17 protein-coding genes are annotated in these 20,141 nt (G+C 61.4%); 15 read left to right on the forward strand and 2 right to left on the reverse strand.

The genetic code is table 11. The annotated features are described in order from the left end of the window. Positions 1–61 precede the first annotated feature (61 nt). Positions 62–1,351: a citrate synthase gene (gene gltA / locus ACVWY1_RS24225; RefSeq protein WP_046854764.1), complete on the reverse strand. Its 1,290-nt coding sequence runs from the start codon at positions 1,349–1,351 to the stop codon at positions 62–64. A 352-nt stretch (positions 1,352–1,703) separates the two neighbouring features. Between gltA and sdhC the strand changes: the two genes are divergently transcribed. The 11 genes from sdhC to ACVWY1_RS24280 all read left to right on the forward strand — a co-directional run bounded on the left by sdhC (position 1,704) and on the right by ACVWY1_RS24280 (position 15,793). After that, positions 1,704–2,090: a succinate dehydrogenase, cytochrome b556 subunit gene (gene sdhC / locus ACVWY1_RS24230; protein ID WP_023628897.1), complete on the forward strand. Its 387-nt coding sequence runs from the start codon at positions 1,704–1,706 to the stop codon at positions 2,088–2,090. Next, entirely contained in the window at positions 2,084–2,452 is a 369-nt protein-coding gene (gene sdhD, locus ACVWY1_RS24235) for a succinate dehydrogenase, hydrophobic membrane anchor protein (protein WP_023628896.1), read from the forward strand. The genes sdhC and sdhD overlap by 7 nt, the downstream gene beginning before the upstream one ends. A gap of 3 nt (positions 2,453–2,455) precedes the next feature. Next, positions 2,456–4,228 (forward strand): succinate dehydrogenase flavoprotein subunit, encoded by a 1,773-nt coding sequence (gene sdhA, locus ACVWY1_RS24240; RefSeq protein WP_023628895.1) that lies wholly within the window; start codon positions 2,456–2,458, stop codon positions 4,226–4,228. Positions 4,229–4,239: 11 nt separating this feature from the next. Continuing rightward, on the forward strand, positions 4,240–4,944 hold the full coding sequence (locus tag ACVWY1_RS24245; protein WP_012315348.1) for a succinate dehydrogenase iron-sulfur subunit: 705 nt from the start codon (positions 4,240–4,242) through the stop codon (positions 4,942–4,944). Between the two features lie 245 nt (positions 4,945–5,189). Then, positions 5,190–8,021, forward strand: a complete 2,832-nt coding sequence (locus ACVWY1_RS24250; RefSeq protein ID WP_102684706.1) for a 2-oxoglutarate dehydrogenase E1 component — start codon at positions 5,190–5,192, stop codon at positions 8,019–8,021. 42 nt (positions 8,022–8,063) lie between these two features. Continuing rightward, a complete protein-coding gene (gene odhB / locus ACVWY1_RS24255; RefSeq protein ID WP_102684707.1) occupies positions 8,064–9,287 on the forward strand; it encodes a 2-oxoglutarate dehydrogenase complex dihydrolipoyllysine-residue succinyltransferase in 1,224 nt (407 codons plus the stop codon). Positions 9,288–9,377: 90 nt separating this feature from the next. Next, entirely contained in the window at positions 9,378–10,814 is a 1,437-nt protein-coding gene (lpdA, locus tag ACVWY1_RS24260) for a dihydrolipoyl dehydrogenase (protein WP_102684708.1), read from the forward strand. A gap of 172 nt (positions 10,815–10,986) precedes the next feature. Further along, the gene (gene sucC, locus ACVWY1_RS24265; protein ID WP_023629628.1) at positions 10,987–12,153 is read left to right on the forward strand and encodes an ADP-forming succinate--CoA ligase subunit beta; all 1,167 of its coding nucleotides are present in this window, start codon (positions 10,987–10,989) and stop codon (positions 12,151–12,153) included. Continuing rightward, positions 12,153–13,037 carry a succinate--CoA ligase subunit alpha gene (sucD, locus tag ACVWY1_RS24270; RefSeq protein WP_004376004.1) on the forward strand — a complete coding sequence of 295 codons (885 nt, stop codon included), beginning with the start codon at positions 12,153–12,155 and terminating at the stop codon, positions 13,035–13,037. Before sucC ends, sucD begins: the two co-directional genes overlap by 1 nt. Before the next feature lie 404 nt (positions 13,038–13,441). Further along, entirely contained in the window at positions 13,442–14,755 is a 1,314-nt protein-coding gene (brnQ, locus tag ACVWY1_RS24275) for a branched-chain amino acid transport system II carrier protein (protein WP_046854768.1), read from the forward strand. A gap of 288 nt (positions 14,756–15,043) precedes the next feature. After that, the gene (locus tag ACVWY1_RS24280; protein WP_102684710.1) at positions 15,044–15,793 is read left to right on the forward strand and encodes a DUF599 domain-containing protein; all 750 of its coding nucleotides are present in this window, start codon (positions 15,044–15,046) and stop codon (positions 15,791–15,793) included. 67 nt (positions 15,794–15,860) lie between these two features. On the opposite strand, the gene ACVWY1_RS24285 is transcribed toward ACVWY1_RS24280, so the two are convergent. Further along, complete coding sequence (locus ACVWY1_RS24285; RefSeq protein WP_046854770.1) at positions 15,861–16,136, reverse strand: hypothetical protein; 276 nt, start codon at positions 16,134–16,136, stop codon at positions 15,861–15,863. A gap of 136 nt (positions 16,137–16,272) precedes the next feature. Here ACVWY1_RS24285 and ACVWY1_RS24290 point away from each other — a divergent pair, with 136 nt between their 5' ends. The 4 genes from ACVWY1_RS24290 to ACVWY1_RS24305 all read left to right on the forward strand — a co-directional run bounded on the left by ACVWY1_RS24290 (position 16,273) and on the right by ACVWY1_RS24305 (position 20,032). Further along, entirely contained in the window at positions 16,273–16,749 is a 477-nt protein-coding gene (locus ACVWY1_RS24290) for a PaaI family thioesterase (RefSeq protein WP_111533203.1), read from the forward strand. After that, positions 16,746–17,204, forward strand: a complete 459-nt coding sequence (locus tag ACVWY1_RS24295) for a PaaI family thioesterase (protein WP_110704451.1) — start codon at positions 16,746–16,748, stop codon at positions 17,202–17,204. Before ACVWY1_RS24290 ends, ACVWY1_RS24295 begins: the two co-directional genes overlap by 4 nt. Positions 17,205–17,297: 93 nt before the next feature. Continuing rightward, positions 17,298–19,205, forward strand: coding sequence for a molecular chaperone HtpG (gene htpG / locus ACVWY1_RS24300; protein ID WP_102684712.1), 1,908 nt, complete (start codon positions 17,298–17,300; stop codon positions 19,203–19,205). A 101-nt stretch (positions 19,206–19,306) separates the two neighbouring features. Beyond that, positions 19,307–20,032, forward strand: coding sequence for a dienelactone hydrolase family protein (locus ACVWY1_RS24305; protein WP_139669731.1), 726 nt, complete (start codon positions 19,307–19,309; stop codon positions 20,030–20,032). Positions 20,033–20,141: the final 109 nt, after the last annotated feature.

Raw genomic sequence — 20,141 nt, forward strand, 5'->3', positions numbered from 1 at the left:
GGTAACGCAGAAACAAGAAAGGCTGCCCGAGGGCAGCCTTTTTGCGTTCGGCCGAAAAGGCTTACTTGCGGTCTTTCAGCTCGACGATGTCACGCTGCTCGTAGCCGGTGTACAGCTGGCGCGGGCGGCCGATCTTGTACGGGCTGGAGAGCATTTCCTTCCAGTGCGAGATCCAGCCGACGGTCCGCGCCAGGGCGAAGATCACGGTGAACATGCTGGTCGGAATACCGATGGCCTTGAGGATGATGCCCGAGTAGAAGTCGACGTTCGGGTACAGCGAGCGCTCGACGAAGTACGGATCGGTCAGGGCGATCTCTTCCAGGCGCATGGCCAGTTCCAGTTGCGGGTCGTTCTTGATGCCCAGCTCGCTGAGCACTTCGTCGCAGGTCTTCTTCATCACGGTGGCGCGCGGGTCGCGGTTCTTGTACACGCGGTGACCGAAGCCCATGAGCTTGAACGGATCGTTCTTGTCCTTGGCCTTGGCGATGAACTTGTCGATGTTCGAGACGTCGCCGATTTCATCGAGCATGGTCAGTACGGCTTCGTTCGCACCGCCGTGGGCCGGGCCCCACAGTGCGGCGATGCCGGCGGCGATACAGGCGAACGGGTTGGCGCCCGAGGAGCCCGCCAGGCGTACGGTGGAGGTGGAGGCGTTCTGCTCGTGGTCGGCGTGGAGGATGAAGATCCGGTCCATCGCCTTGGCCAGCACCGGGCTGATCGGTTTGATCTCGCACGGGGTGTTGAACATCATGTGCAGGAAGTTTTCCGCGTACGACAGGTCATTGCGCGGGTACATCATGGGTTGGCCCATGGAGTACTTGTAGACCATCGCGGCCAGGGTCGGCATTTTCGCGACCAGGCGTACCGCGGAGATTTCGCGGTGCTGCGGGTTATTGATGTCCAGCGAGTCGTGATAGAACGCCGACAGGGCGCCGACCACGCCGCACATCACTGCCATGGGGTGGGCGTCGCGGCGGAATCCGTTGAAGAACGACTTCAGCTGCTCGTGAACCATGGTGTGGTTCTTCACGGTGCTGACGAACTGGGCCTTCTGCTCGGCATTCGGCAGTTCGCCGTTGAGCAGCAGGTAGCAGGTCTCGAGGTAGTCCGACTGTTCGGCGAGCTGTTCGATCGGGTAGCCGCGGTGCAGCAGCACGCCCTTGTCGCCATCGATGTAGGTGATCTTCGACTCGCACGAGGCGGTCGCCATGAAACCAGGGTCGAAGGTGAAGTGGCCTGATGCCCCCAACCCGCGGACGTCGATAACATCGGGACCAACGGTGCCGGTTAAAATGGGCAGCTCGACGGGGGCAGCGCCCTCGATGATCAACTGCGCTTTTTTGTCAGCCATGTGGCCTCCTATTAATGCTTGAAATCATCAGACAGACCCCCCACGCAGGGCCCGCACCACTATAGAGGGATAAATTCGAATGTCAATTTGCCTAAAGGCTGGTTGAAACGCCCTCTGAGGCCTGATTTTTCACGAAATTCTCGCCCGTTTACGCCTTTTGTCCCTTAAAGGCAATGCGCTATTTGGGCTAGCCCCTCACGTTGTCATAAGCAGCCTAACTGTCTATACTCGGCAGCCGACTCCCAGGGGCTTTCAAGCCCGCCCTGCTGGGTGTCGTCGCTCTCCTGGGTGGTGGGTACCTGACCAGTACACTTACCAACAACTTTGCCCTGTTAGCTAGGGGCTCTTCAGTGTGAAAAAAGCCGTGAAAAGCCAACGACCTGTAAACCTAGACCTAAGGACCATCAAACTCCCGATCACCGCGTACACGTCCATTCTTCACCGTATTTCCGGCGTCATCCTCTTCCTCGGCCTTGCCATCATGCTGTACGCACTGGGCAAGTCGCTGGGTTCGGAGGAAGGCTTTGCCGAGGTGAAGGCGTGTCTGACCAGTCCGCTGGCCAAACTGGTGACCTGGGGCCTGCTGTCCGGCCTGCTGTACCACCTCGTGGCAGGTGTGCGCCACCTGATCATGGACATGGGTGTCGGTGAGACGCTGGAAGGCGGCAAGCTGGGCTCGAAAATCGTGATCGTCATCTCCGTGGTGCTGATCGTTCTGGCAGGAGTTTGGGTATGGTAACTAACGTCACGAACCTGTCGCGTTCGGGCCTCTACGACTGGATGGCGCAGCGCGTCTCGGCGGTCGTTCTCGCGGCTTACTTCATTTTCCTGATCGGCTACCTCGCCGCCCACCCGGGCATCGACTACGCCCAGTGGCACGCTCTGTTCACCAACAACGCGATGCGCATCTTCAGTCTGCTGGCCCTCGTTGCCCTGGGCGCCCACGCCTGGGTCGGCATGTGGACCATTGCCACCGACTACCTGACGCCGATGGCGTTCGGCAAGTCGGCGACTGCGATTCGTTTCCTGTTCCAGGCGGTATGCGGCGTTGCGATGTTCGCTTACTTCGTCTGGGGTGTGCAGATTCTCTGGGGTATCTGATTCATGGCTAACATTCCAACCATTTCCTTCGACGCCATCATCATCGGTGGCGGCGGCGCGGGCATGCGCGCAGCGCTGCAACTGGCTCAAGGCGGCCACAAGACCGCTGTAGTCACCAAGGTGTTCCCGACTCGTTCGCATACCGTTTCCGCCCAGGGCGGCATCACCTGCGCCATCGCTTCGGCCGACCCGAACGACGACTGGCGCTGGCACATGTACGATACCGTCAAGGGTTCCGACTACATCGGTGACCAGGACGCTATCGAATACATGTGTCAGGAAGGCCCGGCCGCGGTCTTCGAGCTGGACCACATGGGCCTGCCGTTCTCGCGTACCGAAACCGGTCGTATCTACCAGCGTCCGTTCGGTGGCCAGTCCAAGGACTTCGGCAAGGGCGGCCAGGCTGCCCGTACCTGCGCAGCCTCCGACCGTACCGGTCACGCGCTGCTGCACACCCTGTACCAGGGCAACCTGAAGGCAGGCACCACCTTCCTCAACGAGTACTACGCCGTTGACCTGGTGAAGAACCAGGACGGCGCGTTCGTCGGTGTGATCGCGATCTGCATCGAAACCGGCGAAACCATGTACATCAAGTCCAAGGCCACCGTGCTGGCGACTGGCGGTGCTGGCCGTATCTACGCCTCCACCACCAACGCCCTGATCAATACCGGTGACGGTATCGGCATGGCCCTGCGTGCCGGCGTGCCGGTGCAGGATATCGAGATGTGGCAGTTCCACCCGACCGGCATCGCCGGCGCCGGTGTACTGGTCACCGAAGGTTGCCGCGGTGAAGGTGGCTACCTGATCAACGCCCACGGCGAGCGCTTCATGGAGCGTTACGCGCCGAACGCGAAAGACCTGGCCGGCCGCGACGTGGTCGCCCGCTCCATGGTCAAGGAAATCATCGCCGGTAACGGCGTGGGCCCGAACAAGGACCACGTGCTGCTGAAGCTGGATCACCTGGGCGAGGAAGTGCTGCACAGCCGCCTGCCAGGTATTTGCGAGCTGTCCAAGACCTTCGCCCACGTCGACCCGGTGGTCGCCCCGGTTCCGGTCGTGCCGACCTGCCATTACATGATGGGCGGCGTTGCCACCAACATTCATGGCCAGGCCATCACCATGGACGCCGAAGGCAAGGACCACATCATTCCGGGTCTGTTCGCCGTGGGTGAAGTGGCCTGTGTGTCGGTCCATGGCGCCAACCGCCTGGGCGGCAACTCGCTGCTCGACCTGGTTGTATTCGGTCGTGCCGCCGGCCTGCACCTGGAAAAGGCGCTGACCGAAGGCGTCGAGTACCGCGATGCCAGCGACACCGACGTCGATGTTGCCCTGAACCGCCTGAACAAGCTCAACGAGCGTACCAGTGGCGAAGACGTGGCAAGCCTGAAGCGCGAGCTGCAGAGCTGCATGCAGAACTACTTCGGTGTATTCCGTACCGGCGAATACATGCAGAAGGGTATCGAGCAGTTGGCTGGCCTGCGTGACCGCATCGCCAACGTCAAGATCAACGACAAGTCCCAGGCCTTCAACACCGCGCGTATCGAAGCGCTGGAGCTGCAGAACCTGCTGGAAGTCGCCGAAGCTACCGCCATCGCGGCCGAAGCCCGTAAAGAGTCCCGCGGCGCGCACGCCCGTGAAGACTTCGAAGACCGTGACGACGAGAACTGGCTGTGCCACACCCTGTACTACCCGGGTGAGAAGCGCGTTGCCAAGCGCGGCGTCAACTTTGCGCCGAAGACAGTTCCTGCCTTCGAACCAAAAGTCCGGACTTACTAAGGGTGGCTGCTATGTTGAAAGTCGAAGTTTATCGCTACAACCCCGACACCGACTCGGCGCCCAAGATGGAGTCGTTCGACGTCGATACCGGCGGCAAGGACCTGATGGTTCTGGACGTGCTGGCACTGATCAAGGAAAAGGACGAGGGCTTCTCGTACCGTCGCTCCTGCCGTGAAGGCGTGTGCGGTTCCGATGGCATGAACATGAACGGCAAGAACGGCCTGGCCTGCATCACCCCGCTGTCGGGCGTGGTCAAGGGCAACAAGCTGGTGCTGCGCCCGCTGCCTGGCCTGCCGGTCATTCGTGACCTGGTGGTCGATATGAGCATCTTCTACAAGCAGTACGAGAAGGTGAAGCCGTTCCTGCAGAACGACACGCCGGCTCCGGCCATCGAGCGTCTGCAGTCGCCGGAAGACCGCGACAAGCTGGACGGTCTGTACGAGTGCATCCTGTGCGCTTGCTGCTCGACCTCCTGCCCATCGTTCTGGTGGAACCCGGACAAGTTCCTGGGCCCCGCCGCATTGCTGCAGGCCTATCGCTTCCTGGCCGACAGCCGTGACACCAAGACTCAGGAGCGCCTGGCGTCCCTGGATGACCCGTTCAGCGTATTCCGCTGCCGCGGGATCATGAACTGCGTGAACGTTTGCCCGAAGGGTCTGAACCCGACCAAGGCTATCGGCCACGTACGTAACATGCTGCTGCAGAGCGGCACCTGATTCAAAACGTTGTACCTGCAGTAAGCCGAGGTGCGGGTGGTGAGCCCGCACTGAGGTAAAACCCGAGCAAGGGCCCACAAAGCCCGCGCTCATTACCTATGAAGATATGAGACCAGCAGGGGCTTCCGGGCTGGTACCCGGAAAATCAGCAGGATCCAGGTGGCGTGGTTCAGTCGCTGTGTTCGGACTTTTCCAGGTTTGCTGTGGCTCTCGCCGATCAGTCCCCTAACCGAGGGTGACCAAGCATGCAAGAAAGCGTGATGCAGCGCATGTGGGAAAGCGCCCACCTTTCAGGTGGTAACGCTGCATATGTGGAAGAGCTTTATGAGCTCTACCTGCACGACCCTAACGCTGTGCCAGAAGAGTGGCGCACCTACTTCCAGAAGTTGCCCGCCGACGGCAGCACCGCTACCGATGTATCGCACTCGACGATCCGCGACCATTTCGTATTGCTGGCAAAGAACCAGCGCCGCGCCCAACCGGTTTCAGCCGGGAGCGTGAGCACAGAGCACGAGAAGAAGCAGGTTGAAGTGCTGCGACTGATCCAGGCCTATCGTATGCGCGGCCATCAGGCTGCCAAGCTCGACCCGTTGGGGTTGTGGCAGCGTCCTGCGCCCGTAGACCTGTCGATCAATCATTACGGCTTGACCAATGCCGATCTTGATACGACCTTCCGTGCCGGCGACCTGTTCATCGGCAAAGAGGAAGCGAGCCTACGCGAAATCTTCGAGGCGCTCGAGAAGACATATTGTCGCACCATTGGTGCCGAATTCACCCACATCGTCGATTCCGAGCAGCGCAGCTGGTTCCAGCAGCGCCTGGAAAGCGTGCGTGGCCGTCCGGAATTCTCCGCCGATGTGCAGGCGCACCTGCTCGAGCGCGTCACGGCCGGTGAGGGCCTGGAGAAGTACCTGGGCACCAAGTACCCGGGCACCAAGCGCTTCGGCCTGGAAGGCGGCGAGAGCCTGATCCCGATGCTGGACGAAATGATCCAGCGCTCCGGTTCCTACGGTACCAAGGAAGTCGTGATCGGCATGGCCCACCGTGGCCGCCTGAACGTGCTCGTCAACACCTTCGGCAAGAACCCGCGCGAGCTGTTCGACGAGTTCGAAGGCAAGAAGATGAACGAGCTGGGCTCCGGTGACGTGAAGTATCACCAGGGCTTCTCCTCCAACGTGATGACCCCTGGTGGCGAAGTTCACCTGGCCATGGCGTTCAACCCCTCCCACCTGGAAATCGTCTCGCCAGTGGTTGAAGGTTCGGTTCGCGCCCGCCAGGATCGCCGCAACGACAGCGTTGGCGACAAGGTCCTGCCGATCTCGATCCACGGCGACGCGGCGTTCGCCGGCCAGGGCGTGGTCATGGAAACCTTCCAGATGTCGCAGACCCGCGGTTTCAAGACCGGCGGCACCGTGCACATCGTGATCAATAACCAGGTCGGCTTCACCATCAGCAACCCGCTGGACGCGCGCTCCACCGAGTACGCCACCGACGTTGCCAAGATGATCCAGGCACCGATCCTGCACGTGAACGGCGACGATCCGGAAGCGGTGATGTTCGTCACCCAGCTGGCCATCGATTACCGCATGCAGTTCAAGCGTGACGTGGTCATCGACCTGGTCTGCTACCGCCGCCGTGGCCACAACGAGGCCGACGAGCCGAACGGCACCCAGCCGCTGATGTACCAGCAGATCAGCAAGCAGCGCACCACACGTGAGCTGTACGCTGAGCAACTGATCAGTGCCGGCCGCATCGATGCCGAACGCGCCCAGGCCAAGATCGACGAGTACCGCAACGCCCTGGACAACGGCCTGCACGTCGTCAAGAGCCTGGTCAAGGAGCCGAACCGCGAGCTGTTCGTCGACTGGCGCCCCTACCTGGGCCATGCCTGGACCGCGCGTCACGACACCCGCTTCGACCTCAAGACCCTGCAGGAACTGTCGGCCAAGCTGCTGGAACTGCCAGAGGGCTTCGTCGTCCAGCGTCAGGTCGCGAAGATCTACGAAGACCGCCAGAAGATGCAAGCCGGCGGCTTGCCGATCAACTGGGGTTACGCCGAGACCATGGCCTACGCCACCCTGCAGTTCGAGGGTCACCCGATCCGCATGACCGGCCAGGACATCGGCCGTGGCACCTTCTCGCACCGTCACGCGGTGCTGCACAACCAGAAGGACGCCAGCACCTACGTCCCGCTGAAGAACCTGTTCCCGGGCCAGCCGCGCTTCGACCTGTACGACTCCTTCCTTTCGGAAGAAGCGGTACTGGCTTTCGAATACGGCTACTCGACCACCACGCCGAACGCGCTGGTGATCTGGGAAGCCCAGTTCGGCGACTTCGCCAACGGCGCGCAAGTGGTGATCGACCAGTTCATCACCAGCGGCGAGCACAAGTGGGGCCGTCTGTGCGGTCTGACCATGCTGCTGCCACACGGTTATGAAGGGCAGGGCCCGGAGCACTCCTCCGCGCGTCTGGAGCGTTACCTGCAGCTGTGCGCCGAGCACAACATCCAGGTGTGCGTGCCGACCACTCCAGCACAGATCTACCACCTGCTGCGTCGCCAGGTCATCCGCCCGCTGCGCAAGCCGTTGGTCGTGCTGACGCCGAAGTCGCTGCTGCGCCACAAGCTGGCCATCTCGACCCTGGAAGACCTGGCCGAAGGCTCGTTCCAGACCGTGATCCCGGAAATCGATACCCTCGATCCGGCCAAGGTCGAACGCCTGGTCCTGTGCGGCGGCAAGGTCTACTACGACCTGCTGGAAAAACGCCGTGCCGAAGGCCGTGAAGACATCGCCATCGTGCGTATCGAACAGCTGTATCCGTTCCCTGAGGACGACCTGGTCGAAATCCTGGCGCCTTACACCAACCTCAAGCATGCAGTGTGGTGTCAGGAAGAGCCGATGAACCAGGGCGCCTGGTACAGCAGCCAGCACCACATGCGCCGTATCCTGGGCCGCCACAACAAGGCACTGGTCCTGGAATACGCCGGCCGCGACGCGTCCGCCGCGCCAGCCTGTGGTTACGCATCGAAGCACGCCGAACAGCAGGAAAAACTGCTGCAAGACGCGTTCACTGTCTAACGCCTTCGCGCACCTGAAACCGAATTTAAGGAAACACAGATAATGGCTATCGAGATCAAAGCCCCAACCTTCCCGGAATCGGTTGCCGATGGCACCGTTGCCACCTGGCACAAGCAGCCGGGCGACGCCGTCAAGCGTGACGAGCTGATCGTCGACATCGAAACCGACAAAGTCGTACTGGAAGTCCTGGCCACCGCCGACGGCGTGCTGGGCGCCATCGTCAAGGGCGAGGGCGATACCGTCCTGTCCGACGAAGTGCTGGGCTCGATCGTGGAAGGCGGCGCTGCCGCCGCTGCTCCAGCTGCCGCCCCAGCCGCTGCCGCTCCAGCCGCTGCTGCCGCCGCCGACGCTGGCGAAGACGACCCGGTTGCCGCACCTGCCGCGCGCAAGCTGGCTGAAGAGAACGGTATCGACCTGGCTACCGTTGCCGGCACCGGCAAGGGCGGTCGCATCACCAAGGAAGACGTCGTCGCCGCCGTCGCCAACAAAAAGTCGGCTCCGGCTCCAGCTGCCAAGCCGGCCGCTGCCGCCGCCGCTGCTCCGGTCGTCGTCGCCGCTGGCGACCGTACCGAGAAGCGTGTGCCGATGACCCGCCTGCGCGCCAAGATCGCCGAGCGTCTGGTCGAAGCCCAGTCGAACATGGCGATGCTGACCACCTTCAACGAAGTCGACATGACCGAAGTCATGGCCCTGCGTTCGAAGTACAAGGACCTGTTCGAGAAGACCCACAACGGCGTGCGCCTGGGCTTCATGTCGTTCTTCGTCAAGGCCGCCACCGAGGCGCTGAAGCGCTTCCCGGCGGTCAACGCCTCGATCGACGGCAACGACATCGTCTACCACGGTTATGCAGACGTTGGCGTCGCTGTTTCCAGCGACCGTGGCCTGGTGGTACCGGTACTGCGCAACGCCGAGTCGATGAGCCTGGCGGAAATCGAGAACGGCATCGCTACCTTCGGCAAGAAGGCCCGTGACGGCAAGCTGGCCATCGAAGAAATGACTGGCGGTACCTTCACCATCACCAACGGTGGTACCTTCGGCTCGATGATGTCGACCCCGATCGTCAACCCGCCGCAGGCCGCGATCCTGGGCATGCACAACATCATCCAGCGCCCGATGGCCATCAATGGCCAAGTGGTGATCCGCCCAATGATGTACCTGGCGCTGTCCTACGACCACCGCCTGATCGACGGCAAGGAAGCGGTAACCTTCCTGGTGACCATCAAGAACCTGCTGGAAGATCCGTCTCGCCTGCTGCTGGACATCTAATCAACTAGCTGCGCGCCGCCGGCCCCGTTCTTCAAGAGACGGGGCCGTGCGGTACGCGGCTTGTAGCTTGTAGCTGATAAGGAATCTTTTATGACCCAGAAATTCGACGTAGTGGTGATTGGTGCAGGTCCTGGCGGCTATGTTGCCGCCATCAAGGCTGCCCAACTCGGTCTGAAGACTGCCTGTATCGAGAAGTACACCGACGCCGAGGGCAAGCTGGCCCTGGGCGGCACCTGCCTGAACGTAGGTTGCATTCCTTCCAAGGCGCTGCTGGACAGCTCCTGGAAGTACAAGGAAGCCAAAGAGAGCTTCAACGTCCACGGTATCTCCACGGGTGAAGTGAAGATGGACGTCGCCGCGATGGTTGGCCGCAAGGCCGGCATCGTCAAGAACCTGACCGGCGGTGTTGCCACCCTGTTCAAGGCCAACGGCGTCACTTCGATCCAGGGCCATGGCAAGCTGCTGGCTGGCAAGAAAGTCGAAGTCACCAAGGCTGACGGCACCACCGAAGTCATCGAAGCCGAGAACGTGATCCTGGCTTCCGGCTCGCGTCCGATCGACATTCCACCGGCTCCGGTCGACCAGAACGTCATCGTCGATTCCACCGGCGCCCTGGAATTCCAGGCTGTACCGAAGCGCCTGGGCGTCATCGGTGCCGGCGTGATCGGCCTGGAACTGGGCTCGGTCTGGGCTCGCCTGGGTGCCGAAGTCACCGTCCTGGAAGCCCTGGACACCTTCCTGATGGCTGCCGACACTGCCGTGTCGAAAGAAGCCCAGAAGACCCTGACCAAGCAAGGCCTGGACATCAAGCTGGGCGCTCGCGTCACCGGCTCGAAAGTCAACGGCAACGAAGTAGAAGTCACCTACACCAACGCCGAAGGCGAGCAGAAGATCACCTTCGACAAGCTGATCGTCGCGGTCGGCCGTCGTCCGGTGACCACTGACCTGCTGGCTGCCGACAGCGGTGTGACCATCGACGAGCGTGGCTACATCTTCGTCGATGACCACTGCGCTACCAGCGTTCCGGGCGTATTCGCCATCGGTGACGTGGTGCGTGGCATGATGCTGGCGCACAAGGCCTCGGAAGAGGGCATCATGGTCGTCGAGCGCATCAAGGGCCACAAAGCCCAGATGAACTACGACCTGATCCCGTCGGTCATCTACACCCACCCGGAAATCGCGTGGGTCGGCAAGACCGAACAAGCCTTGAAGGCCGAGGGTGTTGAGGTTAACGTAGGCACCTTCCCGTTCGCGGCCAGCGGCCGTGCGATGGCAGCCAACGATACCGGTGGTTTCGTCAAGGTCATCGCCGACGCCAAGACCGACCGCGTCCTGGGTGTTCACGTGATTGGCCCATCGGCTGCCGAACTGGTACAGCAGGGCGCGATCGCAATGGAATTCGGCACCAGTGCCGAGGATCTGGGCATGATGGTCTTCAGCCATCCGACCCTGTCCGAAGCGTTGCATGAAGCAGCGCTGGCGGTGAATGGCGGTGCCATTCACGTCGCCAACCGTAAGAAGCGTTAATTATAAGAAACCACGGCGGTCTGCCCGTCGTGGGTCTTGCGTGCAAGACTCACCGCGGAACGTCCGCCGGACCGGATCACATGGGAAAACCCGGGGTCAACGGTCACAGGTGGTGCGGCGCCAGTAATGGCGCAGCGCCGAAGCGCAGTACCTAACGAAGACGGTAAAAAGCATGAATCTTCACGAGTATCAGGGTAAGCAGCTGTTCGCTGAATACGGCCTGCCAGTTTCCAAGGGTTTCGCAGTCGACACCCCTGAAGCTGCAGCAGAAGCCTGCGACAAGATCGGCGGTTCCGAGTGGGTTGTAAAAGCCCAGGTTCACGCTGGTGGTCGCGGTAAAGCGGGCGGCGTCAAGCTGGTTCGCAGCAAGGAAGACGCCAAGGCGTTCGCTGCCCAGTGGCTTGGCAAGAACCTGGTTACCTACCAGACCGACGCCAATGGTCAGCCAGTTTCCAAGATCCTGGTCGAATCCTGCACTGACATCGCCAAAGAGCTGTACCTGGGCGCTGTAGTCGATCGTTCGAGCCGCCGCATCGTGTTCATGGCTTCCACCGAAGGTGGCGTGGACATCGAGAAAGTCGCTCACGACACTCCTGAGAAGATCCTCAAGGCCACCATCGATCCACTGGTCGGCGCTCAGCCGTTCCAGGGTCGCGAGCTGGCGTTCCAGCTGGGCCTGGAAGGCAAGCAAGTTCAGCAGTTCGCCAAGATCTTCGTAGGCCTGGCCAAGCTGTTCAAGGATCACGATCTGGCCCTGCTGGAAGTGAACCCGCTGGTGATCAAGGCCGATGGCGACCTGCACTGCCTCGATGCCAAGATCAACATCGACGCCAACGCCATGTACCGTCAGCCTAAGCTGAAGACCTTCCACGACCCGTCGCAGGACGACGCCCGTGAAGCCCACGCCGCCAAGTTCGAACTGAACTACGTTGCCCTCGAAGGCAACATCGGCTGCATGGTCAACGGTGCCGGCCTGGCCATGGGTACCATGGACATCGTCAACCTGCATGGCGGCAAGCCTGCCAACTTCCTCGACGTTGGCGGCGGTGCCACCAAAGAGCGCGTTACCGAAGCGTTCAAGATCATCCTGTCCGACAGCAATGTCGCGGCCGTACTGGTCAACATCTTCGGCGGCATCGTTCGCTGCGACATGATTGCCGAAGGCATCATCGGTGCAGTGAAAGAAGTCGGCGTCAAGGTTCCGGTCGTCGTTCGCCTCGAAGGCAACAACGCCGAACTGGGCGCTAAAGTACTGGCAGAAAGCGGTTTGAACATCATTGCGGCAACCAGCCTGACCGACGCTGCTCAACAAGTTGTCAAAGCTGCGGAGGGCAAGTAATGAGCGTCCTGATCAATAAAGACACCAAAGTCATCTGCCAGGGCTTCACCGGCTCGCAGGGTACTTTCCACTCCGAACAAGCCATCGCCTACGGCACCAAGATGGTCGGCGGCGTCACCCCGGGCAAGGGTGGCACCACCCACCTGGGCCTGCCGGTGTTCAACACCGTGAAAGAAGCCGTAGAAGCTACCGGCGCTGACGCGTCGGTGATCTACGTACCGGCTCCTTTCTGCAAGGACTCGATCCTGGAAGCCGCCTTCGGTGGCATCAAGCTGATCGTCTGCATCACCGAGGGTATCCCTACCCTCGACATGCTGGACGCCAAGGTCAAGTGCGACGAGCTGGGTGTGACCCTGATCGGCCCGAACTGCCCAGGCGTGATCACTCCGGGCGAGTGCAAGATCGGCATCATGCCGGGTCACATCCACCTGCCAGGCAAGGTCGGTATCGTTTCGCGTTCCGGCACCCTGACCTACGAAGCTGTCAAGCAGACCACCGACGCCGGTTTCGGCCAGTCGACCTGCGTCGGCATCGGCGGTGACCCGATCCCGGGCTCCAACTTCATCGACATCCTGAAGCTGTTCCAGGAAGATCCGAAGACCGAAGCGATCGTCATGATCGGTGAGATCGGCGGTTCCGCTGAAGAAGAAGCCGCGGCCTACATCAAGGCCAACGTGACCAAGCCTGTCGTTTCCTACATCGCCGGTGTTACCGCACCTGCGGGCAAGCGCATGGGCCACGCTGGCGCCATCATCTCCGGTGGCAAGGGTACCGCGGACGAGAAGTTCGCCGCCCTGCAGGACGCCGGTGTGAAAACCGTGCGTTCCCTGGCTGACATCGGCAAGGCCCTGGCCGAGCTGACTGGCTGGGAAGTCAAGAAGTAAGTAACACGTAGTACCCCCCACGCGCACAAAGGCCACCTTCGGGTGGCCTTTGTCGTTTTGCGTTCCTTGGGTGGCGAGCGCGGCTGAAGCAGGAGGTCGGTAGGCATTAGGAAAATCCGTTGGGCACAATCAGGATTTTCAACCAGACATTCGTTTGAATACGCAATAAATGGTCGCCTAACACGTTCAACAAGACGACAAACACATACGCACATCGGACAAGCAACACTGTGCCAGTGCGTTTGCCGGGCAAAACAGGTAGGCTACGCGTTCACTCTGTGCCCGTACCCCAAAAGGGAACGACACGCTAAACGGGTCTGGCTCACCAAGCCGGGCAGCATTTCCCTTCATCCTATGGGAAATCCCCTCCGACTCCCGATTTCAGCAGTGTGGTATTTCCTTAAATGAAAGTGTTAAAAGGCCAGGATATCCTGGCGCTTGGCTTTATGACGTTTGCGCTTTTCGTAGGCGCTGGCAACATCATCTTCCCGCCTATCGTCGGCCTGCAGTCTGGCCCGAACGTATGGATGGCCGCACTCGGCTTCCTGGTCACCGCCGTGGGCCTGCCGGTCATCACCGTGATCGCCCTGGCCAAGGTCGGTGGCGGCATGGACGCCCTGAGCAGCCCGATCGGCAAGTTCTTCGGCGGCCTGCTGGCGGCGGTGTGCTACCTCTCGGTCGGCCCGCTGTTCGCAACCCCACGCACCGCGACCGTGTCGTTCGAAGTAGGCGTGGCGCCGCTGACCGGTGAAAGCCCGCTGGCACTGCTCATCTACAGCGTGGTGTACTTCGCCGTGGTCCTGGCCGTGTCGATGTACCCGGGTAAGTTGCTCGACACCGTGGGGCGTTTCCTCGCGCCCTTGAAGATCATCGCCCTGGCTGTGCTGGGCATCGCGGCGTTCGCATTGCCGGCCGGCACGATCGGTGAGGCCCAGCCTGCCTACGCCGCCGCCGCGTTCTCCAAAGGTTTCTCCGATGGCTACCTGACCATGGACACGCTGGGGGCACTGGTCTTCGGTATCGTCATCGTCAATGCCATCCGTTCGCGTGGCGTCGAGTCGCCGAAGCTGATCACTCGCTATGCCATCATTGCGGGCCTGATTGCCGGCCTGGGTCTGGTCCTGGTGTATGTCAGCCTGTTCCGCCTCGGTGCGGGCAGCCATGACATCGCAGCCGATGCCACCAACGGTGCGATGGTATTGCATGCCTATGTGCAGCACACCTTCGGTTCGCTGGGCAGTGGTTTCCTGGCCGTACTGATCGCACTGGCCTGCCTGGTCACCGCCGTTGGTCTGACCTGCGCCTGTGCCGAATACTTCAGCCAGATCCTGCCGCTGTCGTACCGTGCCCTGGTGGTGATCCTGGCTGGTTTCTCGCTGGTGATCTCCAACCTGGGCCTGACCAAGCTGATCATGTTCTCGATCCCGGTGCTGACGGCGATCTACCCGCCGTGCATCGTGGTCGTGGGCCTGAGCTTCGTGAAGGACCTGTGGAACTCCCCAACCCGCATCCTGGCCCCGGTCATGCTGGTGTCGCTGGTGTTCGGCGTTGTCGACGCCATCAAGGGCAGCAGCTTCGCCCACGTACTGCCTGACGCCCTGGCTCACCTGCCGTTCAGCAACGAAGGCATGGCCTGGCTGGTGCCATCGGTGGTCACCCTGGCTGTCGCCGTGGTCTGCGACCGCATGCTGGGCAAGCCGCGCGAGGCGCTGGCCTAACGTAACGGATTGAACCCGGTGTTGGTGCCGGCCACAAGCCGAAGGGCGCCAGTCAAGGGTGGCAAACCGAACCCCGCATCTGAACAGGTGCGGGGTTTTTTATTACCGTCTTTCTGTCCTGGCCTCATCGCCGGCAAGCCGGCTCCCACAGAGGGGGCAGTGATCCCTTGTGGGAGCCGGCTTGCCGACGATGAGGTCAGTGCAGGCAAAAACTGAACGCCAGACACGTGTCTTTTAACGAATCCGGGCGTCGAAAACCGGTCTGTTTCTCTTTAAAGGGATTCCTGCATGACCTTCATCCAAAGCAACCTGGGCAACCTCCTGGCCGTCTGCTGGTTCGCCATCTGCTGGGGCGGCTACACACGCTATGCCACCTGGAAGGGGCGCGATACTGCGTGCCTGGCCAGCGTGTTGCACCTTTACCGCGAGGATTGGATGCGCCGCATGCTGCTGCGCGACAACCGCATCGCTGATGCCAGCGTGATAGGCAACCTGGAGCGCAACGCATCGTTCTTCGCCTCCAGCACCCTGATCATTCTTGCCGGCATCCTCACCGTGCTCGGTGCGTCCGACCGCGCATTGTCGCTGTTGGCCGACCTGCCGCTGGTGCAGCAGGCGTCCCAAGGCATGTCGGAAATCAAGCTGCTGTGCCTGGCGACGGTGTTCGTCTATGCGTTCTTCACTTTCAGCTGGTGCATGCGTCAATACAACTTCGCCGCAGTGTTGGTGGGCTCGGCGCCGATGATAGGCGAGCGTCAGGTCAACGAACTCGAGCGCAAGGCTTTCGCCTCCCGGGCGGCGCGGGTACTGTCGCTGGCCGCCAACCAGTTCAACCTGGGGTTGCGCTCGTATTACTTCGGCATGGCCATGTTGAGCTGGTTCATCAGCCCCTGGCTGTTCATGGCCATGAGCGTGGGCGTGGTGTTCATCCTGTATCGCCGTGAGTTCCACTCCCATGTACTGGAAGTGATGGTGTTCACGCCCACCGAAAGTGCACCGGTAGAGGCGAGTAGGGACACTTCCGATAGTGCAGGCTGAAGCCTTTCAGCTTTAAATGACAGACATAAAAAAACCCGACAGTGTCGGGTTTTTTTATGTCGCGAGATTACTGCTTGGCAGGCTCGGCAGGTGCAGTGGCCGGCGCTGGAGTGGAAGGCGCGGCTTCCTCGGCGGCCTTCTGCTGCGCTTCGGCCTGATCTTTGGCGGCTTCGGCGTTTTCCTTGGCGGCGTCGTTCATCTTATCCTGAGCTTCGCCCATCTTCTCTTGGGCTTGCTCGGCATGTTGCTGTGCGTCCTGGGCTTTGTCTTCGCTCGCTTTATCGCAAGCAGCCAGGCCCATGGCAGCGGCCAGCATCAGAGCAAAAGCAAAAGGTTTACGCATGGGGTGTTTCTCCTGGGTGGAATAACTTTGTATGTTCCTTCGAGTACGCCCCTGGCGAATAAGTTCAACGCAGGTTACAGATATATAACTGCCCAGCCTATATAGACTTTTTACCCATTTTATGCGGCGGCGGACAATGAACGAGACTCCATTGATGGCGATGGCCGAGCGCTTTCTGTCGGCATTGAAACATTGCCAGGTATTACAGATGCGGGTGCAGCATGCCGACGCCGATGGCATGACCCTGGTGCTGCCCTGGTCGCCGGCCATTGTCGGCAATCCGCAGAATGGCGCGGTGCATGGGGGTGTGCTGACCACGCTGATGGACACCACCTGCGGCATGGCCACGCTCTGCGCGCTGCCCAGCTTCGAAGTGTGCCCGACTCTGGACCTGCGCATCGACTACATGCACCCGGCCGAGGCGGGCAAGGACATCTATGGCCATGCCCAGTGCTACCGGGTGACCCGCGATGTCATCTTCACCCGGGGGACGGCCTACCAGGATGACCCTTCGCAACCGATCTGCCAGGTGGTCGGCACCTTCATGCGCCTGGGGCAGGACGTCAAGGGCGGCATCCGCTTCGGTAACAGCCTCAAGGAGCGCCGCACGTGATCCCCACCGATATCCGCCAACAGCTGAACCAAGCCCACGCCCGGGGTGATTACCAGCCCTTGCTGGCGTTGATCCCCTATGCCGGATTGATCGGTATCGAATGCGAGCGCCAGGGCGAAGACCTGCTGTTCCGTCTGCCGGCCAATCCGGACAATATCGGCAACCCGTTGCTGCCGGCGATCCATGGCGGCGTGATCGCCGGGTTCATGGAGCTGTCTGCGGCGCTCTACCTGCTGATCTACAGCGAAAGCGCGAGCATTCCGAAGATCATCGATTTCTCCATCGATTATCTGCGTGCCGGCCTTTACCGCGATACCTACGCCCAGTGCCAGCTGTGGCGCCAGGGGCGGCGGGTGACCAACGTCGCCATTACCGCCTGGCAGGGCGATCGCGACACCCCGATCGCCACGGCGCGCGCGCATTTCAAGATTGAACCCGAAAAGCCCTTGAAATAGTCAGGGCTGCCCCCATCTGCTGGACATCCGCCATCAAAAACGGCCCGCTGGCCGCCAGGCGTCACCAACCAACAGATTGGAGTTTTGAAGACCATGAGTGTGGAGACTCAAAAAGAAACCCTGGGCTTTCAGACCGAGGTAAAGCAACTGCTGCACCTCATGATCCATTCCCTGTATTCGAACAAGGAGATCTTCCTGCGCGAGCTGATCTCCAACGCCTCCGACGCCGCCGACAAGCTGCGCTTCGAGGCCCTGGCCAAGCCTGAGCTGCTCGAAGGCGACGCCGACCTGAAGATTCGCGTCAGCTTCGACAAGGCCGCCAACACCGTGACCCTCGAGGACAACGGCATCGGCATGAGCCGCGAAGACGTGATCGCGCACCTGGGTACCATCGCCAAGTCCGGCACCGCCGACTTCATGAAGAACCTCACTGGCGACCAGAAAAAGGACTCGCACCTGATCGGTCAGTTCGGCGTGGGCTTCTACTCCGCGTTCATCGTCGCCGACAAGGTCGACGTGTTCAGCCGTCGCGCCGGGCTGCCGGCCGCCGAGGGCGTGCACTGGTCGTCGAAAGGCGAGGGCGAGTTCGAAGTCGCCACCGTCGACAAGCCGCAGCGCGGTACCCGCATCGTCCTGCACCTGAAGAAGGGCGAGGATGAATTCGCCGATGGCTGGCGCCTGCGCAACGTGGTCAAGAAGTACTCCGACCACATCGCCCTGCCGATCGAGCTGCCCAAGGAGCAGGCCGAGGCCGCCGAAGGCGAGGAAAAACCGGCGCAGGAATGGGAAACCGTCAACCGCGCCAGCGCCCTGTGGACCCGTTCGCGCACCGAGGTGAAGGACGAGGAGTACCAGGAGTTCTACAAGCACATCGGCCATGACTTCGAGAACCCGCTGGCCTGGAGCCACAACAAGGTCGAAGGCAAGCTGGAGTACAACTCGCTGCTGTACGTGCCGGCCCGCGCGCCGTTCGACCTGTACCAGCGCGAAGCGCCACGCGGTCTGAAGCTGTACGTGCAGCGCGTGTTCATCATGGATCAGGCAGAGTCGTTCCTGCCGCTGTACCTGCGCTTCATCAAGGGCGTGGTCGACTCCAACGACCTGTCGCTGAACGTTTCCCGCGAGATCCTGCAGAAAGACCCGATCATCGACTCGATGAAGACCGCGCTGACCAAGCGCGTGCTGGACATGCTGGAGAAACTGGCGAAGAACGAGCCCGAGCAGTACAAGGGCTTCTGGAAGAACTTCGGCCAGGTGTTGAAGGAAGGCCCGGCCGAAGACTTCGCCAACAAGGAGAAGATCGCCAGCCTGCTGCGCTTCGCCTCCACCCATGACGACAGCGGCGAGCAGAGCGTCGCCCTGGCCGACTACCTGGCCCGCGCCAAGGAAGGCCAGGACAAGATCTACTTCCTGACCGGCGAATCCTACGCCCAGGTCAAGAACAGCCCGCACCTGGAAGTCTTCCGCAAGAAAGGCATCGAAGTGCTGCTGCTGACCGACCGCATCGACGAGTGGCTGATGAGCTACCTCAACGAGTTCGACGGCAAGGCCTTCGTCGACGTCGCCCGCGGCGACCTGGACCTGGGCAAGCTGGACTCCGAAGAGGACAAGAAGGCCCAGGAAGAAGTCGCCAAGGACAAGGAAGGCCTGGTTGAGCGTCTCAAGGGCGCGCTGGGTGACAGCGTTGCCGAGGTGCGTGTCTCGCACCGCCTGACCGACTCGCCGGCGATCCTCGCCATCGGCGAACAGGACCTGGGCCTGCAGATGCGCCAGATCCTCGAGGCCAGCGGGCAGAAGGTGCCGGAGTCCAAGCCGATCTTCGAGTTCAACCCGAGCCACCCGCTGATCGAGAAGCTCGATGGCGAGCAGAGCGAAGACCGCTTCGCCGAGCTTTCGCACATCCTGTTCGACCAGGCGGCTCTGGCGGCTGGTGACAGCTTGAAGGATCCGGCGGCCTACGTGCGTCGCCTGAACAAGCTGCTGGTCGAGCTGTCGGCTTGACCTGAGGCAAGAAAAGCCCGCTTCGGCGGGCTTTTTCATGTCTGCTGCTCCCACGAATACATCTATCCTGTCCTGACCCGTGAACGCCCAAGGAGAGCTGAATGAGCAAGGTCATCGTCGAGTCGTTGGTCTATCACCTGTCAGGTAAGGCTTACGAAAGCCGCCTGGTCTACGCCCCGGGCGCGCTGCCGCAGCCGGGCCTGGTGATGGCGCCGAACTGGATGGGTATCGGCGAGGGCGCCGAACGTATCGCCAAGGAAGTGGCCGAACAAGGTTATGTGGTGCTGATTGCCGACTTGTATGGCCAGTCGGTGCGGCCGTCCAATGCTGACGAAGCCGGTACGGCGATGATGCCGTTGAAGAACGACCGCGCCGAACTGCGCAAGCGCATGCAGGAAGCGCTGGCGCAGTTGGTGGGGCAATCGAAGGCCTTGTTGGAGCCTGGCAAGGTGGCCACCTTCGGCTTCTGCTTCGGCGGCTGCTGTGCCCTGGAGCTTGCCCGCACCGGCGCCGATCTGAGGGCGGCGGTGTCGTTCCACGGCACGCTGGATACTCCGAACCCCGAGGATGCCAAGCGCATCAAGGGTTCGGTGCTGGTGCTGCATGGTGCCTCCGACCCATTGGTGCCACGGGAACAGCTGCCAGCCTTCGAAGAAGAGATGAATGCTGCCAAGGTTGACTGGCAGTTGCTCAGCTATGGCGGGGCAGTGCACTCGTTCACCGATCCGAACGCCAATGTGCCGGGCAAGATGCAGTATGACCGGCGCACCTCGGAGCGGGCATTCCGTTCGATGCATAACTTGCTTAAGGAAGTGTTCGCAGGCTGAGCGCTCAAGGGCCTGCTGCGCAGGCCCATCGCCGGCAAGCCGGCTCCCACAGAAGCAATGCAAATCCCTGTGGGAGCCGGCTTGCCGGCGATGGGGCGCGAAGCGCCCC

This window comes from Pseudomonas sp. TE6288 (assembly GCF_054062095.1).

Bases quoted from the DNA above. Each gene is read 5' to 3' on its own strand.
- gltA (WP_046854764.1), bottom strand. From the start codon at position 1,351: ATGGCTGACAAAAAAGCGCAGTTGATCATCGAGGGCGCTGCCCCCGTC.
- ACVWY1_RS24280 (WP_102684710.1), top strand. From the start codon at position 15,044: ATGACCTTCATCCAAAGCAACCTGGGCAACCTCCTGGCCGTCTGCTGG.
- ACVWY1_RS24290 (WP_111533203.1), top strand. From the start codon at position 16,273: ATGAACGAGACTCCATTGATGGCGATGGCCGAGCGCTTTCTGTCGGCA.
- sucC (WP_023629628.1), top strand. From the start codon at position 10,987: ATGAATCTTCACGAGTATCAGGGTAAGCAGCTGTTCGCTGAATACGGC.
- ACVWY1_RS24250 (WP_102684706.1), top strand. From the start codon at position 5,190: ATGCAAGAAAGCGTGATGCAGCGCATGTGGGAAAGCGCCCACCTTTCA.
- odhB (WP_102684707.1), top strand. From the start codon at position 8,064: ATGGCTATCGAGATCAAAGCCCCAACCTTCCCGGAATCGGTTGCCGAT.
- htpG (WP_102684712.1), top strand. From the start codon at position 17,298: ATGAGTGTGGAGACTCAAAAAGAAACCCTGGGCTTTCAGACCGAGGTA.
- sdhD (WP_023628896.1), top strand. From the start codon at position 2,084: ATGGTAACTAACGTCACGAACCTGTCGCGTTCGGGCCTCTACGACTGG.
- sucD (WP_004376004.1), top strand. From the start codon at position 12,153: ATGAGCGTCCTGATCAATAAAGACACCAAAGTCATCTGCCAGGGCTTC.
- ACVWY1_RS24285 (WP_046854770.1), bottom strand. From the start codon at position 16,136: ATGCGTAAACCTTTTGCTTTTGCTCTGATGCTGGCCGCTGCCATGGGC.
- ACVWY1_RS24245 (WP_012315348.1), top strand. From the start codon at position 4,240: ATGTTGAAAGTCGAAGTTTATCGCTACAACCCCGACACCGACTCGGCG.
- sdhA (WP_023628895.1), top strand. From the start codon at position 2,456: ATGGCTAACATTCCAACCATTTCCTTCGACGCCATCATCATCGGTGGC.
- lpdA (WP_102684708.1), top strand. From the start codon at position 9,378: ATGACCCAGAAATTCGACGTAGTGGTGATTGGTGCAGGTCCTGGCGGC.
- ACVWY1_RS24305 (WP_139669731.1), top strand. From the start codon at position 19,307: ATGAGCAAGGTCATCGTCGAGTCGTTGGTCTATCACCTGTCAGGTAAG.
- brnQ (WP_046854768.1), top strand. From the start codon at position 13,442: ATGAAAGTGTTAAAAGGCCAGGATATCCTGGCGCTTGGCTTTATGACG.